Origin of the sequence: Variovorax raffinosi (assembly GCF_051216615.1) — a bacterium.
Taxonomy (GTDB): Bacteria; Pseudomonadota; Gammaproteobacteria; order Burkholderiales; family Burkholderiaceae_C; genus Variovorax.
The window spans coordinates 455,672-472,911 of record NZ_JBPJZR010000002.1 but is presented as its reverse complement, the minus strand read 5'-3'; the positions used below and the strand labels follow the sequence as shown (position 1 = coordinate 472,911).

Annotated in this window: 13 protein-coding genes; 8 read left to right on the top strand and 5 right to left on the bottom strand. The window is 66.2% G+C overall.

The window, feature by feature from the left end; all coding sequences use genetic code 11:
• Nucleotides 1-141: 141 nt before the first annotated feature.
• Genes ACSFB7_RS08285 through ACSFB7_RS08270 form a run of 4 tightly spaced genes read left to right on the top strand, consistent with a single transcriptional unit; the run spans nt 142 to nt 6,084 of the window.
• Entirely contained in the window at nt 142-2,106 is a 1,965-nt protein-coding gene (locus ACSFB7_RS08285) for a glycosyltransferase family 2 protein (protein WP_435468887.1), read from the top strand.
• Nucleotides 2,103-4,019, top strand: coding sequence for a glycosyltransferase family 2 protein (locus tag ACSFB7_RS08280; RefSeq protein WP_435468885.1), 1,917 nt, complete (start codon nt 2,103-2,105; stop codon nt 4,017-4,019). The genes ACSFB7_RS08285 and ACSFB7_RS08280 overlap by 4 nt, the downstream gene beginning before the upstream one ends.
• Nucleotides 4,016-5,011 (top strand): glycosyltransferase family 2 protein, encoded by a 996-nt coding sequence (locus ACSFB7_RS08275; protein WP_435468883.1) that lies wholly within the window; start codon nt 4,016-4,018, stop codon nt 5,009-5,011. The genes ACSFB7_RS08280 and ACSFB7_RS08275 overlap by 4 nt, the downstream gene beginning before the upstream one ends.
• 41 nt (nt 5,012-5,052) lie before the next feature.
• A complete protein-coding gene (locus ACSFB7_RS08270) occupies nt 5,053-6,084 on the top strand; it encodes a glycosyltransferase family 2 protein (protein WP_435468881.1) in 1,032 nt (343 codons plus the stop codon).
• 2 nt (nt 6,085-6,086) lie between these two features.
• On the opposite strand, the gene ACSFB7_RS08265 is transcribed toward ACSFB7_RS08270, so the two are convergent.
• Nucleotides 6,087-8,132: an acyltransferase family protein gene (locus tag ACSFB7_RS08265; RefSeq protein ID WP_435468879.1), complete on the bottom strand. Its 2,046-nt coding sequence runs from the start codon at nt 8,130-8,132 to the stop codon at nt 6,087-6,089.
• Nucleotides 8,129-8,875, bottom strand: a complete 747-nt coding sequence (locus ACSFB7_RS08260; protein WP_435468877.1) for a glycosyltransferase family 2 protein — start codon at nt 8,873-8,875, stop codon at nt 8,129-8,131. The genes ACSFB7_RS08265 and ACSFB7_RS08260 overlap by 4 nt, the downstream gene beginning before the upstream one ends.
• A gap of 45 nt (nt 8,876-8,920) precedes the next feature.
• Between ACSFB7_RS08260 and ACSFB7_RS08255 the strand changes: the two genes are divergently transcribed.
• The 4 genes from ACSFB7_RS08255 (at nt 8,921) to ACSFB7_RS08240 (ending at nt 13,305) form a co-directional block, all read left to right on the top strand.
• Nucleotides 8,921-10,018 carry an MraY family glycosyltransferase gene (locus ACSFB7_RS08255; protein WP_435468875.1) on the top strand — a complete coding sequence of 366 codons (1,098 nt, stop codon included), beginning with the start codon at nt 8,921-8,923 and terminating at the stop codon, nt 10,016-10,018.
• Between the two features lie 58 nt (nt 10,019-10,076).
• Nucleotides 10,077-10,970 (top strand): acetylglutamate kinase, encoded by an 894-nt coding sequence (gene argB / locus ACSFB7_RS08250; RefSeq protein ID WP_093244075.1) that lies wholly within the window; start codon nt 10,077-10,079, stop codon nt 10,968-10,970.
• A 65-nt stretch (nt 10,971-11,035) separates the two neighbouring features.
• Nucleotides 11,036-11,683 carry a nucleoid occlusion factor SlmA gene (gene slmA, locus ACSFB7_RS08245; protein WP_435468873.1) on the top strand — a complete coding sequence of 216 codons (648 nt, stop codon included), beginning with the start codon at nt 11,036-11,038 and terminating at the stop codon, nt 11,681-11,683.
• Nucleotides 11,684-11,781: 98 nt separating this feature from the next.
• Nucleotides 11,782-13,305 carry a catalase gene (locus tag ACSFB7_RS08240; RefSeq protein ID WP_435468871.1) on the top strand — a complete coding sequence of 508 codons (1,524 nt, stop codon included), beginning with the start codon at nt 11,782-11,784 and terminating at the stop codon, nt 13,303-13,305.
• 347 nt (nt 13,306-13,652) lie between these two features.
• Here ACSFB7_RS08240 and ACSFB7_RS08235 read toward each other — a convergent pair whose 3' ends face one another.
• Genes ACSFB7_RS08235 through ACSFB7_RS08225 form a run of 3 tightly spaced genes read right to left on the bottom strand, consistent with a single transcriptional unit; the run spans nt 13,653 to nt 17,210 of the window.
• Nucleotides 13,653-14,714 carry a malate/lactate/ureidoglycolate dehydrogenase gene (locus tag ACSFB7_RS08235; protein ID WP_435468869.1) on the bottom strand — a complete coding sequence of 354 codons (1,062 nt, stop codon included), beginning with the start codon at nt 14,712-14,714 and terminating at the stop codon, nt 13,653-13,655.
• Between the two features lie 3 nt (nt 14,715-14,717).
• On the bottom strand, nt 14,718-15,650 hold the full coding sequence (locus tag ACSFB7_RS08230) for an SMP-30/gluconolactonase/LRE family protein (RefSeq protein ID WP_435468867.1): 933 nt from the start codon (nt 15,648-15,650) through the stop codon (nt 14,718-14,720).
• Between the two features lie 33 nt (nt 15,651-15,683).
• Nucleotides 15,684-17,210, bottom strand: a complete 1,527-nt coding sequence (locus ACSFB7_RS08225; protein ID WP_435468865.1) for a UxaA family hydrolase — start codon at nt 17,208-17,210, stop codon at nt 15,684-15,686.
• Nucleotides 17,211-17,240: the final 30 nt, after the last annotated feature.

Sequence of the window (17,240 nt, the reverse complement as noted above, 5' to 3'; positions counted from 1 at the left end):
GGAGCGATAATTTTACCGGCCCCTCTTGGGCCGAGCCGTGACCAAGCGTTTGTACAACGCACCGCGCTACTGCGCGCAACGGCCTTTCCATCGCACGGCCATGGCCTCACCGCGAGTTTTCGGGATGATCGACCTTATTTTATGAGGCCCACGCTGCCTGTCGCACAACAAGGGAGAAGGCCTTCTTCCTCCTCACGTCCCGCCGAACTGACCAAGGCGCAGCTGCAGGCGCGCGTGCGCGCCCTGGAGCACCAGGTGCAGGCCATGGAGCGTTCGACCAGTTGGCGCCTGACGGCCCCCGTTCGCTGGGCCAGCCGCGCCGTGCAGCGGTTGCGTGGTGCGCAGCCTGCCGCCGCAGGCATCGCGGGCGGTAACTACATCGAATGGATCGCGCAGTCCGCAACGCGGGAAGAGGGCGCTTTACGTGTCTTGGCCGAGGAGGCTTCGCGCTGGAGCGCGCCGCCCCTGATCTCGGTCCTCATGCCCACCTACAACCCGCACCCCGCCTGGCTGCGCGAAGCCATCGCCTCGGTGCGGGCGCAGACCTATGCCCACTGGGAGCTCTGCATCGCGGACGACGCCTCGACCGATCCTCAGGTGGCCGAAATCCTCGATGCCTGCGCGCGCGCGGACGCCCGGATCCGCTGGGTTCGCAGGCCGGTCAATGGCCATATTTCCGAAGCATCCAACAGCGCGCTCGCGCTCGCCAGCGGCGAGTGGGTCGTCCTGATGGACCACGATGACCTCCTGGCGCCCGAGGCGCTGCTTCGCGTCGCACATGAGTTCCGTACCCATGTCGACGCTCGGATGATCTATTCGGACGAGGACAAGATCGACGCCACCGGCCATCGCTACAACCCGTACTTCAAGCCTGACTGGAACCTCGACCTGTTCCTCTCCCAGAACATGTACTCGCACCTCGGCGCCTATCAGCGCGCGCTGGTGCTCGAGGTCGGCGGCTTTCGCAAGGGTTTCGAGGGCGCGCAGGACTACGACCTCGCCCTGCGCTGCGTCGAGCGTGTCGAGCCACAACAGATTCGGCACATCCCGCATGTCCTCTATCACTGGCGGGCCCACGCGGAAAGCACGGCACAGTCGGCCGGCGCCAAGCCCTATGCCGAGATCGCCGGCGAGCAGGCGCTGAACGAGCACTTCGAGCGCACCGGCGTCGCGGCCCGCAGCGAGAGCACGCCCTACGGCTATCGCACGCGCCTGTCCGCGCCCGCGCATTGGCCCCGCGTGTCATTGGTCATTCCAACGCGCGATGCAGTCGGTCTCGTGCGGCAGTGCATCGAAAGCATCGTCATGCGCTCGACCTATCCCGACTACGAGATCGTGCTGGTCGACAACGGCTCCACCGATCCGGAAGCCTTGCGCTACTTCGACGAACTGCGCGGCCTGCCAGGCTTCAAGGTGATTCGCGACGACGGCGAGTTCAACTACGCGGCGCTCAACAACGCTGCGGTCGAACAGGCCGGTGGCGAGATCGTCGCGTTGATCAACAACGACATTGAAGTCATCACCAGCGACTGGCTCGAAGAGATGGTGGCCATCGCGCTTCAGCCGGGTGTCGGCGCGGTCGGCGCGAAGCTGCTGTACCCGGACGACACGGTCCAGCATGCGGGCGTGCTGCTGGGCGTCGGCGGCATTGCGGGGCATGCCCACAAGCACCTCGCACGTGCCGATGGCGGCTACTTCAACCGCGCGCAGCTCACGCAGGCCTTCAGCGCAGTGACTGCCGCCTGTCTCGTGGTGCGCAAGTCTCTCTATGAGGAGGTTGGTGGCCTCGACGCCGGCAATCTCAAGATTTCGTACAACGACGTCGATTTCTGTCTGCGCCTGCGCGAAGCCGGCTATCGCAATGTCTGGACTCCCTATGCCGAGCTCTACCACCATGAGTCGGCCACGCGCCCCCGCGATCTCGATCCTGCACAGCGGGAGCGCGCCGCGCGAGAAGAGGGCTACATGAAGACCCGCTGGGCAGGCCTGCTGGGCAACGACCCCGCCTACAACCCCAACCTGGATCTCGACACCGAGGACTTCCGCCTCGCATGGCCACCACGGCATGTGTCGGGCGATGGCATCGCAACCGGAGCGCGGCCATGAACGCCTCCACCCCACCCCCGCGCAACCGCCTCTGGCGGGCGCTGGCCTTCATTCCCAATGCCGTCTACAAGGGCGGCGGCCTCGGCGGCGCAGCTCGCCGGGCCCTGCAGATCTTTCGGCAATCGGGTGTGCGCGGCGTTGCGCGTTCGGTGCGTGTGCTGCTGCGTGGTGACGGTCCGCCATTGATGGCGGATGCCTCGCGCGCTGACCGCTTTCAGTACCGCGAATGGCTCAAGCGCTACGAATCTCCGCTGACATCGGAGGCGCGCCAGGAGCTCGAGGCGCAGGCCGGACACTGGCCGCGTACGCCCACCTTTGCATTGGTGATGGCCGTGGCAGACCCGTCGCTGCAGGCGCTGGAGCGCGCGATAGCCTCCGTGCGTGCACAGGTCTATCCGCACTGGCATCTGTCTTTGATCGTTCATGCGGCGCTGCCAACGCAGACCCGGGCGTGGCTGGAGAGCCAGGCAAGCGTCGACGCTCGCATCGAACTGGTGGAGCAACTGCCGGAGGCCCTCGCGGCCGATTGGTTGGCCTGTTGCGATGCGCGTGACGCACTCGCTCCCGATGCCTTGTGGCGCGCCGCCGATGCAGCGGTGCGCAATCCCCAGGCGGCGCTGATCTACACCGATGAAGATCGCATCGCCGACGACGGCCAGCGCTCGGCGCCTTACTTCAAGCCCGACTGGAACGTCGACCTCTTGAGGTCGCAGGACTACGTATCGAGGCTCGCGTTCTTCTCCGCAAGCCTTGCGGGCGAACTCGGTGGTTTCGATCCCGGCTTCGGCGAAGCGGCTTCCTACGACCTTGCCTTGCGCTGCGCCGAGCACCTGTCGCCCGAGCGCATCGTGCACATCCCCAAGGTGCTGTACCACCGCCACGTGGCATCGCCCGACAACGTCCACGCGATGGACCCTGCCGAGTACGCCCCCGAAGGCGGCGAACGGGCACTGCAGGCGCATCTGGTACGCACGGGCATCGCTGCCACCGCCGAGCGCGAGGCGCACGGTTTTCGCGTGCGCTACGGCTTGCCGGCAGAGCTGCCGCTGGTCTCGCTCTTCATCCCCACGCGCAACGGCCTGAAGCTCGTGCGCCAGTGCATCGAGAGCATCCTCGAGAAGACGCTCTATCCCCGCTACGAAATCATCCTCGTGGACAACGGCTCCGATGACCCCGAGGCGCTGCGGTACTTCGAGGAAATCGCCGCGCGATCCGGCGTGCGGGTGCTGCGCGACGACAGTCCCTTCAACTACTCGGCACTCAACAACGGCGCCGCGGCCATCGCCAAGGGCGAGGTCTTCGGCCTCATCAACAACGACATCGAAGTGATCTCGCCTGACTGGCTCGGCGAGCTCGTGAGCATCGCCTTGCAGCCCGGCGTGGGGGCGGTCGGCGCGCGTCTCTGGTATCCCGAGAAGACGCTGCAGCACGCCGGCGTGGTGCTGGGCTATCGCGGCGGCGTGGCCGACCATGCGCACCGGAGGCTGGCGGAAGGCGACGCGGGGTACTTCGGGCGTGCCGCGTTGTTGCAGACATTTTCCGTGGTCACAGCGGCCTGCCTCGTGGTGCGCCGCGCGCTCTACGAAGAAGTGGGGGGGCTCGATGCCCAGCACCTCAAGGTGGCCTACAACGACGTCGATTTCTGCCTGCGCCTGCGCGAAGCCGGCTACCGCAATGTCTGGACACCGTATGCCGAGCTGTTTCACCACGAGTCCGCCACGCGGCCGTCGGACCTGTCCGAAGCGCAGATCGAACGCTTCCTGGGCGAAGAGCGCTACATGAAGAACCGTTGGGGCGACCTGCTGTTCAACGACCCGGCCTACAACCCGAACCTGAGCCTCGAGATCGAGGACTTCAGCTACGCCTGGCCGCCACGTGCGGCAAAGCCGTCATCGACAACGATATCCGCATGAGCGACACCACCGTTTCCGTCGCGCTGTGCACCTACAACGGCGCGCGCTTCGTGCGCGAGCAGGTCCGCAGCATCTGCCTGCAGACGCGCCCGCCGATGGAGATCGTGCTGTCCGACGATGCCTCGCGAGACGACACGCTGGCCGTGGCACGCGCCACGCTCGACGAATGCCTGCGCGAAAGGCCGGGCCTTTCCATCGAACTGCGCGTGCTGGCCAATCCGGTGGCGCTGCGCGTGGTCAAGAACTTCGAGCAGGCCGTGCGTGCCTGCACGGGCACGCTGATCGCGCTGTCCGACCAGGACGACATCTGGTATCCCGACCGCCTCGAACGGCTGGTGGCCGAGTTCGACCGCCGCCCCGATTTGCTGCTGCTGCACTCCGATGCGCAGCTCGTCGACGCGCAAGGTGCATCGCTCGGCGGCACGCTGTTCCATGCGATCGAGGTCACACCGCACGAGCTGCAACGCATGCATGGCGGCCAGGCCTTCGACGTGCTGCTGCGCCGCAACGTCGTGACCGGCGCGACCACCGTGTTTCGCCGCACGCTGCTTGAATCCGCGCTGCCGTTTCCGGTCGAATGGGTGCATGACGAGTGGCTCGCGATCATTGCTTCGGCGGTGGGAGGCGTCGACACCGTCGAAGATTCACTCATCGACTACCGCCAGCACGAGTCCAACCAGATCGGCGCACGCCGCGACAGCTTCATGGGCAAGGTGCGCAAGGCGCTGGCTTCGCGCGGCACCACGCATGCCGAGCGCGCCTACAAGGCCGAACTGCTGCTCGCGCAACTCGAAGGACTGGGCAGCGCCGTGGACCCCGCCACGGTCGAGAAAGTACGCGGCAAGCTCGAGCACCAGAATTTCCGAGCGCGCCTGCCTGCGTCGCGCATCGCGCGCTGCGTGCCGGTTTTCCGCGAAGCCATGACAGGTCGCTACGACAAGTTCGGCCGCGGCGTGCGCGGTGTCGTGCGTGACCTCTTTGAATCCGTATGAGCGCCGATTCCGCGGCGCCACAACCGACCGTGAGTGACACCTTGCAGACCTCCACACCCCAAGCGCCCACTGTCGTCGTCGTGATTCCGTTCTACAACGGCGCGCACTTCATCGAGCGATCGGTGCGCAGCGTGTTCGAACAGTCGATGCCGGCCACCGAAGTGATCGTGGTGAACGACGGCTCGCGGCCCGAAGAGCGCGCTGCGCTCGACGCGCTGGCGCAGCGCTTTCCGTTCCGCATCATCGACAAGGAAAACGGCGGGCAAGGCTCGGCGCGCAATGCGGGTGTGGCGGCGTCGACGGCCGAGTACATCAGCTTTCTCGACCAGGACGATTTTTATCTGTCGAACCACATCGAGATCCTCGTCAAGGGCATCCCCGCCGACGAGCCGCGCATCGGCTTCATCTACGCGGACCTGGCCGAGGCCGACGGCGAAGGCAACATCATCCGTGCGGCGATGGTGAAGGACCACACCACGCACCATCCCAAGACGAGCATCTTCGAGATGCTGCGCAATGACATCTTCGTGCTGCCCTCGGCTGCGCTGGTGAGCCGCAAGGCTTTCGACGCCATCGGCGGCTTCGACACCCAGTTCATGGGCTTCGAGGACGACGACCTGTTCCTGCGCATCTTCCGCAAGGGCTACACGAATCACTTCATCGACAAGGTGGTCACGGTCTGGTGCATCCACACGGGCAGCACCTCGTTCGACATGCGCATGATCCGCAGCCGCTTCAAGTACTTCAAGAAGCTGGTCGGCATGTTCCCGGACGAGCCTAGGCGCAACCGCTACTTCCTGCGCGACTACCTCATGCCGCGCTTCGGCCGCTACTTCATGGACCATGTGATCGAGGCGGTGAAGGCCGAAGACCCGAACCGGGTCGAGATGAGCGCGGTGCTGGCCGAGTACGCGGCCATCGTCTACGCGAATCCTGCTGTGGGCGGGCGCAAGAAGCTGGAATTGCGCGCGACCATCTTCATGGTCGAGCACAGCCCGCCGGCGGTGATCCGCGCCATCGGCGCCCTCACGCGCCTGCCGGGCGTGCGTTCGCTGCGACGCCTGCTCGGCTAGGCCTAGCGCGAGGGTTGCGGGGCCGGCTGCTGCTGGCCCCCCGTCAGCGCCGGATCGATGAAGGTGGCGAGCTTGCGGACGTATTCCGAACGCAGGTGGCCCGCGTCCTTGTAGATCGGGGTTCCGTCGGCATCCGCGCGCGTGCATTGGTCGTTCTTGCACAGCGTCGGGATCGGGTCGATGACCGTGGCGCCCGCGCGGATGGCGATCTGGCGCATGCGCTCGTGCAGCGCCTTCTGCTCGGGCGGCCAGGGGGCCGTGGGCGACATGCGCCCCACGCTCATGTCGCCAAGACGCCCGCCCTTGACCAGCTTCTCGGGGCCGAAGTCGTTGCCGATCGGGTTGTCCAGCACCAGGTAGACCTGCTTGTGCTTGGCAAGGTTTGCCATCACAACCTCCAGCATGCGCAGTGACAGTTCCACGCCCATGGGGTCTTTCAGGGGATACCTGTTCTTCCCATCGAAGTAGTAATAACTGTCTTCCACGCCGTCGCCAGGGTCGGACTTCGGGGGATGGGCAAAGTAGCAGTTCCAGCAGGCCCCGAAGACCACGGCATTGACCTTGTCACTGACGGCGATCCGCATCGCGCCCTCGCGGCGTTCCGCGCAGAGGTTGGGTTTCTCATCGTAGACGTTGGGAATCGGCGGGCAGCCGCCCCAGGTCGCGAAGGACAGCGCGTCGAGCGTGTCGGGTGCGAGCTTCGCCAGTTCCACGGCGCGCGGGCCGTACTGCTCGATGTGGCTGTCGCCGAAGAGCATCACCTTGCGCTGGCCATGCCCGATCTGGAACAGGCCCTCGCCGCCGACCTCGACCGGGTTCAGGCCGTCGGGGTAGGTCCAGTCGCGCGATGCCGCGGTGATCTTGTTGAAGTAGGGGTCGCTGTGCCGGCCCACGTAGTACCGGCTGGCCGCGAGCAGGCCGAGCAGCACGAAGCCGACCATCACCATCACGAGCGCCGACGTGACCGCCGGGTTCTCGCTTCGGCGCGTGCGGCGCTCCACGAAGCGGTAGGTCAGCCATGCGAGCAGGAAGGAGGCGATCAGCGCCAGCAGGCGAACGCCCTCGGAAGGCGTTTGCCCCGCCAGGATGCGCGCATAGGCCAGCAGGGGCCAGTGCCAGAGGTACAGCGGATAGCTGATCAGGCCGACCCACACCATCGGCCGGGAGGCGAGCACGGTGCGGTTCAGCACACCGGTCGGACCCGCCGCGATGCAGAAGAAGGCCCCCAGCGTGGGCAGGAGCGCCCACCACCCCGGAAAGGCCTTGCCGCCACGGATGAGGCACAGGCCCAAAACGATCAGCGCGAGCCCTGCGACCGACTGCGCATGCCGGCGCCAGCCGGGCATCGGCGGTGGCCGGTGCAGCCGCATGTACGCGAGCATGCCGCCGATCATCAGCTCCCAGAAGCGCGACAGCGGCGAATAGAACGCGGCCGTGCGGTGGGCGTGGATGGTCGTGACGTTGACCAGGAACGACGCCGCCGCCACAGCGCCCAGCACCGCGAGCACGCGCCATTTGCGCTTCCAGGCCAGGCCCAGCAGCAGGGGCCAGAAGATGTAGAACTGCTCTTCGATCGCCAGCGACCACAGGTGCAGCAGCGGCTTGGTTTCGGCCGCGTTGTCGAAGTAGCCGGCCTCGCTCCAGAAGGCGAAGTTCGAGACAAAGCCCGCGCCGGCCGCCACGTGCTTGCCCAGCTGCTCCCATTCGTGCGGTAGCAGGGTGTACCAGCCGAAGGCGAAGCTCGCCAGCAGCACCAGCGCCAGCGCCGGAAAGATCCGCTTCACGCGCCGGGCATAGAACTCGCGGTAGCTGAAGCCCTCGCCCTCGAAGCTGCCCAGGATGATCGTCGTGATCAGGAAGCCGGAGATGACGAAGAAGATGTCGACGCCGGTGAAGCCACCCGGCATCCATTCCGGGAAGGCGTGATACCCGAGGACCGATAGCACCGCCACGGCGCGCAAGCCGTCGATGTCCGGGCGGTATTTCGGGTGGAGAAGGTGGGCAGGCTCGTGGGGAAGCGTCGGGCTGCTCGCTGTCGTTGTCGTCATCGTTGTTGGAGCCAATAACGCCAGAACGACCCCGACACCCACACCTTCAGCAGGCTGGTCACATGCCAGTACAGGTACTTCTTGCTGCGATGGCTCTCGCGCTGCGCGTCGTGCCGGGCGACGAGGTCTTCACCCACCTGTAGCTTCCAGCCCGCGAGCCGGGTGCGGGCGCAGATGTCGAAGTCTTCGCCGTACATGAAGAAGCGCTCGTCGAAGCCCCCGACCTGGCGATAGGCCTCGCTGCGAAACAGCATGAACAGCCCCGGAATCCACGCCGGCACCTTGGGCCGCACGTAGCCGGGCTTCTTGCGGCCGACGATCTCGAAAGGGGTGAGCAGCGCCCGATGCGGCTCCGGCGCGTTCTTGCCGGGCTCCAGGATGCGCGGCGTCAGCAGCCCTGCGTCGGGTGCGGCCAGGGCGAGCAGCGGCAACAGCACGTCGCCATCGAAGCGGATGTCGGGGTTGAGCACCAGGAACCACGGCGAGCCGCAGCGCTCGAAAGCCTGGTTGTGATTGGCGCCGAAGCCCTTGGGGCTCGCGTTCTCGATCCGCTCGACCTCGAAACCCCAGGCCTGGCCCGCGAGCACATCGGGCTCCGGGATGTTCAATGTGAGCACGACCTTGGCGATCGACGCACGGCTGTGGCGGTCCAGTTGCTCGAGCAGCGGCTGGACCAGCGCTAGCTGACCGTGGCTCACGATTGAAATGGTGATGAGGGGGCGGGGGGAGGGGGGCGTGGGCATGGTCTAATTTCGCTCGGGAATTCTAGGGTTCCCGAACCCCCACACATGATTGCTCTGATCGTCATCAGTTTCTTCGTCGCCGCCTTCGCGGTTCAGCTGTTCATGCGCCGCGCGCGCAGGCATGCGCGACGCTATGGCGCTGACATGCCCCAACGCTTCCACAAGGGCCATGTGCCGCGCCTGGGCGGTGCGGGCATCCTGCTGGGCATGGGCGCGGCCTGGCTGGCGGCCGGCATCACCGGCACCGACCCGTTCAACGTGTCGTGGCCGGTCAAGACCTCGATGCTCACGCTGCTGTGCATTGCACCGGCGGTGCTGGGCGGCATCCTTGAAGACGTGACGCAGCGCGTGAAGGTGCGCTACCGGCTCGGCCTCACCATCGGCTCGGCGCTGCTGGTGTGCTGGCTGCTGGGGCTGGGCGTGGCCCGCACCGGCTTCGAGACGGTCGACGGCTGGCTGGCCATGCTGCCGTATGCCACGGTGCTGTTCGCGGCGCTCGCCATTGGCGGCCTGCCGCACGCCTTCAACATCATCGACGGCTACAACGGCCTGGCCGGCACGGTCGCCGTGCTGGTCTGCCTGGCGATCTCGCACGTGGCGCTGCAGGTGGGCGACCGGCAACTGGCGGCCATGGTGGTCTGCCTGGTGGGCGCCACCTTCGGCTTTCTGGTCTGGAACTATCCGCGCGGCAAGATCTTTGCCGGCGACGGTGGCGCCTACGTCTGGGGCATGGTGATCGCCGTGGCCTGCGTGACGCTGGTGCAGCGGCACCGCGTGGTCTCGCCCTGGTTCCCGATGCTGCTGCTGATCTACCCGGTGTGGGAGACGCTGTTCTCCATCTACCGCAAGCTGGCGCGCGGCCAGTCGCCCGGCACGGCCGATGCGCTGCATTTCCACCAGCTGATCTTCCGCCGCATCGTGCGCGTGGCCTTCGCGGACGACGAGGCGCGCCAGCTGCTCGCCCGCAACAACCGCACCTCGCCCTATCTCTGGATGTTCGCCGCCCTGTCGGTGGTGCCGGCCGTGCTGTTCTGGAACAACACCCTGGTGCTGATGTTCTTCTGCCTGCTGTTTGTCACGACCTATGTGGGGGCGTACCTCATGATCGTGCGCTTCAAGGTGCCGCGCTGGCTGCGGCCGTGACCGCATCTTTGCGAGAATTTCCCCTCCTTTCGTCCACCGCTTTGGAGCCTGACCGCCCATGACCGATCCCGTCCTCAACATCCCCCCGCGCGACAAGGCCGAGATCCTGGCCCAGGCGCTGCCGTACATCCGCAAGTTCCACGGCAAGACCATCGTCATCAAGTACGGCGGCAACGCCATGACCGACCCTGCCCTGCAGGCCGACTTCGCCGAAGACGTGGTGCTGCTCAAGCTGGTCGGCATGAACCCGGTGGTGGTGCATGGCGGCGGCCCGCAGATCGAGGCTGCGCTCAACAAGCTGGGCAAGAAGGGCAGCTTCATCCAGGGCATGCGCGTGACCGACGCCGAGACCATGGAGGTCGTCGAATGGGTGCTGGCCGGCGAGGTGCAGCAGGACATCGTGGGCCTGATCAACCAGGCCGGCGGCAAGGCCGTGGGCCTGACCGGGCGCGATGGCGGCCTGATCCGCGCGCAAAAGCTCAAGCTGGCCGACCGCACCGATCCCAACGTGCAGCACGACGTGGGTCAGGTGGGCGACATCGTTTCCATCGACCCCAGCGTGGTCAAGGCGCTGCAGGACGACGCTTTCATCCCCGTGGTCAGCCCGATCGGCTTCGGCGAGGACAACGAGAGCTACAACATCAACGCCGACGTCGTCGCCGGCAAGCTCGCCACCGTGCTTAAGGCCGAGAAGCTCATGCTGTTGACCAACACGCCCGGCGTGCTCGACAAGAACGGCAACCTGCTCACCAACCTGAGCGCGCGCGAAATCGACGACCTGTTCGCCGACGGCACGATCTCGGGCGGCATGCTGCCCAAGATCGAAGGCGCGCTCGATGCCGCCAAGAGCGGCGTCAACGCGGTGCACATCATCGACGGCCGGGTGCCGCACGCGATGCTGCTCGAGATCCTGACAGACCAGGCTTACGGCACGATGATCCGCGCCCGCTGAGCCGCGAGGCGCGTGCTTACTGCGCTGTGCGAGAATCAATTGATTACATCTTTGCACGCGCTCCCATGCAGAACGAAGAGACAGCGGCTCCCGGCGTAGACACCCAGGCGGAAACGCCCAGCACTCCGACGCGCAAGCGTCCGAAGCCGGGCGAGCGGCGCGTGCAGATCCTGCAGGCGCTGGCCGCCATGCTGGAGCAACCCGGCGCCGAGCGGGTCACCACCGCCGCCCTGGCCGCACGGCTCGAAGTGAGCGAGGCTGCGCTTTACCGCCACTTCGCCAGCAAGGCCCAGATGTTCGAGGGCCTGATCGATTTCATCGAGCAGAGCGTCTTCACCCTGGTCAACCAGATCCTCGAGCGCGAAGGCGCCACCGGCGCGCAGCAGGCGGCCAAGATCCTCACCTTGCTGGTCCAGTTCGCCGAACGCAACCCGGGCATGACGCGCGTCATGGTCGGCGATGCGCTCGTGTATGAAAACGAACGCCTGCAGCAGCGCATGAACCAGTTCTTCGACAAGATCGAAGCCACGCTGCGCCAGGTGCTGCGCGGGGCTGCTGCCGCCGACGGCTCGGCCACGCCGTCTGTCGATGCGCAGGTGCGCGCCGCGGCGCTCACGGCCTTCGTGGTCGGGCAGCTCCAGCGCTTTGCACGCTCGGGTTTCCGTCGGGCGCCGTCCGAACATCTGGACGCCACGATCGCATTGATCGTTTGATTCGACCCTATCGGGGCGATAGGTCAATCTGATGCAGCAACGCTGCATTCATTGACAGAATGCATGGGCACCGACAACTCCCTCACGAGGAAATGCCCATGACCGATACCCGCAAACTCACCACCGAAAGCGGCGCGCCCGTTGAAAACAACCAGCAGTCGCAGACTGCCGGCGTCAACGGCCCCGTGCTGATGCAGGACCACAACCTTATCGAGAAACTCGCGCGCTTCGACCGCGAGCGCATTCCCGAACGCGTGGTGCACGCCCGTGGTTCGGGCGCCTTCGGCACCTTCGAGCTCACCGCCGACGTGTCCAAATGGACCAAGGCCAAGTTCCTCACCCAGGTCGGCAAGAAGACCGAAGTGCTGGCCCGTTTCTCGACCGTGGCGCTCGAACTCGGCTCGGCCGACACCGTGCGCGACCCGCGCGGCTTTGCGCTCAAGTTCTATACCGAAGACGGCAACTACGACCTCGTCGGCAACAACACGCCGATCTTCTTCATCCGCGATCCGCTGAAGTTTCCCGACTTCATCCACTCGCAAAAGCGCGACCCCTACAGCCACGTGCAGGAGCCCAACAACGCCTGGGATTTCTTCTCGCACTCGCCCGAAGCCACGCACCAGTTCACCTGGCTGTTCGGTGACCGCGGCATTCCCAAGAGCTACCGCCACATGGACGGCTTCGGCTCGCACACCTTCCAGTGGGTGAATGCCAAGGGCGAGGCCTTCTGGGTCAAGTACCACTTCAAGACCAACCAGGGCATCGAAACCTTCGTGGCTGAAGAAGCGCAGCGCGTGGGCGGCGAGAACCCGAACCACCACCACCTGGACCTGCTGCATTCCATCGAGCGCGGTGAGTTCCCGTCGTGGAAGGTGCAGGTGCAGGTGATGCCGGTGGCCGATGCGCAGACCTATCGCTTCAACCCCTTCGACCTCACGAAGGTCTGGTCGCACAAGGACTACCCGAAGACCGACATCGGCATCCTCACGCTCAACCGCAACCCCGACAACTACTTCGCCGAGATCGAACAGGCTGCCTTCAACCCGGCCAACTTCGTGCCCGGCATCGGCCCTTCGCCCGACAAGATGCTGCAGGGCCGCCTGTTCAGCTACGGCGACACGCAGCGCTATCGCCTGGGCATCAACCACACGCAACTGCCGGTGAACCGCCCGCACGCCACCACGGCCCAGAACTACGGTCGCGATGGCTCGATGCGTGGCGACAACAACGGTGGCCGCGGCCCGAACTACGAGCCCAACAGCTTCAGCGATGCGCCCAAGCAGACCAACGAGCCGTTGTACGCACCGCTCGAAATCCATGGATGGACCGGCAGCCACCAGTGGCAAAAGCACCCGGAGGACACCGACTTCGTGCAGGCCGGCGATCTCTACCGTCTGATGGACGAAGCCGCGAAAGAGCGTCTGGTGCAAAGCATCGCGGGCGGTCTCGGTGCGGTCACGCGGCAGGACATCATCGACCGTTCGGTGAGCTACTTCCGCCAGGCCGATGCCGACTACGGTGCGCGGCTCGACAAGGCGATCAAGGCCGTGCAGGCCAAGATCAAGGGCGACGACGTGAGCGTGCAGGTCGGCAAGCCGGCACACAAGAGCAGCGAGAGCTGATTCGCTTTTCTCGGGACTGAGAAAACCGCCGGTCCTTTGCGGGCCGGCGGTTTTTTTGTGCTCTTGTCCGGGCTCGGATTCATTCAGGGCGGGTGCGAATGACACCAGGAGCTCCCCTCCGCGAATGTCCCCCGCTTCGCTCCTCCTTTATTTCGCTGCGGGGAGCACCTGGTGTCATTCGCACATGGACGCGCTGCTGGTGATCTCGCGATCAACCACCGCTCTGTCCAACGCTCGCGCCGATACGGGGCTCTTTTTCGCGAAATAAAGGAGGAGCGAAGCGGGGGACATTCGCGAAAAAGAGCACCGTGTCGGCGTGAGTGCCGCCCTGAACAGCAGCGCCAAAATCAATCGGTGACTAAAACGCCCACCTTGGCCCCGGCCGCGACGATCTCCCCCCACGTCGCATCGTCGACCCAGATGCCGTCACGCTGACGCGCGGCGCGTGCCTTGCGCTCGGGCTCGCCGGCAATCTGCACTTCGTCGAAGCCCTGTCCCTTGGGGCTCTGGCGCAGCCAGTCGATGAAGGCGTGCGCCTCGCTGTCGAAGCTGGCTTGCGTGCCCAGCCGCTGCGGATCGATCAGCACCGTCAGCATGCCGTTGAGGATCGTGCGCGAGGTATCCGCCGGCCGGTGCCATGTGCCGCCGCCAGTGAGTGCGCCACCGAGCAATTCGCACACCACCGCCATGCCATAGCCCTTGTGCTCACCGAAGGTCATGAGCGCGCCGAAGAGGCCGTTGCTCTGCGGTACGACCACCACGCCGGGATCGTTGGTAGGCGCGCCTTGCGCGTCGATCAGGTAGCCATCGGGCACGCTTTCGCCCTTGTTGTGGGCCACGCGCATCTTGCCCTGCGCCACACGGCTGGTGGCGTAGTCGAGCACGAAGGGCTCGGCGCCCGCCAGCGGGATGCCGATGCAGCACGGGTTGGTGCCGAAGCGCCCATCACCACCGCCCCAAGGCGCCACCACCGGTCGCGACAGCACATTCACGAAGTGCATCGACACCAGCCCCTGCGCCGTCGCCATCTCGGCGAAGTGCCCGATGCGCCCCAGGTGGTGCGCATTCGCGAGCGTGAAGATGCAACTGCCGTGCTGCTTCGCCCGTGCAATGCCGAGTTCCATCGCTTGCGCGCCGACAACCTGCCCGTAGCCGTGCTGGCCGTCGAGGCCCATCATCGTGCCGATGTCGAGGTTGACCCGCACGCCGGTGTTCGGCTTCAGCCCGCCCTCGGCCACCGCATCGACATAGCGCGGCAGCATGCCCACGCCGTGCGAGTCATGGCCGCTCAGGTTGGCCAGCACCAGGTTGGCGGCGACTTGCTGCGCCTCCGCGGGCTGGCTGCCCGCGGCTTCGAGGATGCGGGTGACGGTGGCTTGCAAGCCGTCGGCCGGCAGTGTGTGAGGCATGAGTCAGACTCCCTTTGCGTTCAGTGTGATGGCATACAGCGACGTCGTCGCGCAGATGAAAAGCCGGTTGCGCTTGGGCCCGCCGAAGCAGACATTGGCCACGCGCTCGGGCAGCAGGATCTTGCCGAGCAGCGTGCCGCCGGGGTGATAGGCGTGCACGCCGTCGGCGGCGCTGGTCCAGATGCGGCCTTCAGTGTCCAGGCGAAAGCCGTCGAACAGGCCGTTGGTGCATTCGGCAAACACCTCGCCGCCGCTCAGGCTGCGGCCATCGGCGCCAACCTTGAAGCGGCGGATGTGCCGCGGCCCGTCCACCGCATGGCTCGCGCCCGTGTCGGCGATGTAGAGCAGCGATTCGTCGGGCGAGAACGCCAACCCGTTGGGCTTGACGAAGTCGTCGGCCATGCGCGCGACCTCGCCGCTGGCCGGGTCGATGCGATAGACGTGGCAGGCACCGATCTCGCTGTCGGCGCGCAAGCCTTCATAGTCCGAGAGGATGCCGTAGCTCGGGTCGGTGAACCACACGCCGCCGTCCGAATGCACCACCACGTCGTTGGGCGAGTTCAGGCGCTTGCCCTGCCAGTGCGAGGCCAGCACGGTGATCGTGCCGTCGTGCTCGGTGCGCGTCACGCGGCGCGTCAGGTGCTCGCAGCTCACGAGCCGGCCTTGGCGGTCGATCGTGTGGCCGTTCGTGTTGTTCGATGGCTCGCGGAAGATGCCGACCGTGCCGTTGACCTCGTCATAGCGCAGCATGCGGTTGTTCGGAATGTCCGACCACACCAGCGTGCGGTGCGCGGCAAACCACGCCGGGCCTTCGCACCAGCGCGCACCGGTCCACAGGCGCTGCACGCGCTCGGGGCCGGGAATGCAGGGCTTGAAGCGAGGGTCCAGGTGCTCGAAGCCTGTGCCGTCCAGAAAGCCGAAGGGGAGGGTGGCCATGCCGTTCCTTGTCGTCGATGGGTTCGCGTCAGTTCACATCACCGCGCCGACCTGCCACGGCACGAACTCGTTCTGCCCGTAGCCGTGCTGCTCGCTCTTGGAGTGCGCGCCGGACGCCGTGGCGAGCACCATCTCGAAGATGCGCTGTCCCATCTCCTGGATGGAGGCCGTGCCGTCGACGATCTCGCCGCAGTTGATGTCCATGTCTTCTTCCTGCCGCTGCCACAGCGCCGAGTTGGTCGCGAGCTTGAGCGAAGGCGAAGGCGCGCAGCCATAAGCCGAGCCGCGCCCGGTGGTGAAGCAGATGAGATTGGCGCCGCCGGCCACCTGGCCCGTGGCGCTCACCGGGTCGTAGCCCGGCGTGTCCATGTAGACGAAGCCGTGCGCCGTCACGGGCTCGGCGTATTCGTACACCGCTTCGAGGTTGCTGGTGCCGCCCTTGGCGACCGCGCCCAGCGACTTTTCGAGGATGGTGGTGAGCCCGCCCGCCTTGTTGCCGGGCGAGGGGTTGTTGTTCATCTCGCCTTCGTTGATGGCGGTGTAGTGCTCCCACCACTTGATGCGGTCCACCAGCTTCTGGCCGACCTCGCGCTTCACTGCACGGCGCGTCAGCAGATGCTCGGCGCCGTACACCTCGGGCGTTTCGCTCAGGATCGCCGTGCCGCCATGCGCCACCAGCAGGTCGACCGCCGCGCCCAGCGCCGGGTTCGCGCTGATGCCCGAGTAGCCATCGGAGCCGCCGCATTGCAGCCCGATGGTGATGTGCGCCGCGCTGCAGGGCTCGCGCTTGACCGCGTTGGCGCGCGGCAGCATCTCGTTGATGAGCGCCACGCCCTTCTCGACCGTCTTGCGAGTGCCGCCCGTGTCCTGGATGTTGAAGGTGCGGAAGTTCTCGCCCTCGGCCAGGTGGCCGGTCGCGAGCCAGGCGTTGATCTGGTTGGCTTCGCACCCCAGGCCCACCACCAGCACGCCCGCGAAGTTTGGATGCGTGGCATAGCCCGTGAGTGTGCGCTCCAGGATCTGCATGCCCATGCCCTGCGTGTCCATGCCGCAGCCGGTGCCGTGCGTGAGCGCGATCACGCCATCGACGTTCGGAAACGCTGCGAGCGCCTGCGGGTTGGTCTTGCGCGAGAAGTGGTCGGCAATCGCGCGGGCGGCCGTGGCCGAGCAGTTCACGCTGGTCAGCACGCCGATGTAGTTGCGCGTGGCCACGCGGCCATCGGCGCGCCTGATGCCCATGAAGGTGGCTTCGCGTTTGGCGGGCGCGGGCTTCACATCGGCGCCGAAGGCGTAGTCGCGTTCGAAGTCGCCCTTGTCGGGGCCCATGTTCAGGTTCTGCGTGTGCACATGCTCGCCGGCGGCGATGGGCTTGCTCGCGAAACCGATGATCTGGTTGTAGCGGCGCACCGGCTCGCCTTGCGAGATGGCGCGCATCGCGACCTTGTGGCCTGGCGGGATCAGGCCGCGCACAGCGACGTTCTCGACAGTGGTGCCGCCGAGCAGCTGGGCGCGCGCGATGACGACGTCATCGGCGGGGTGGAGTCTGATGTAGGGAGTCATGGTGGGAATCTGCTGGCTGTAGGGCTGGCG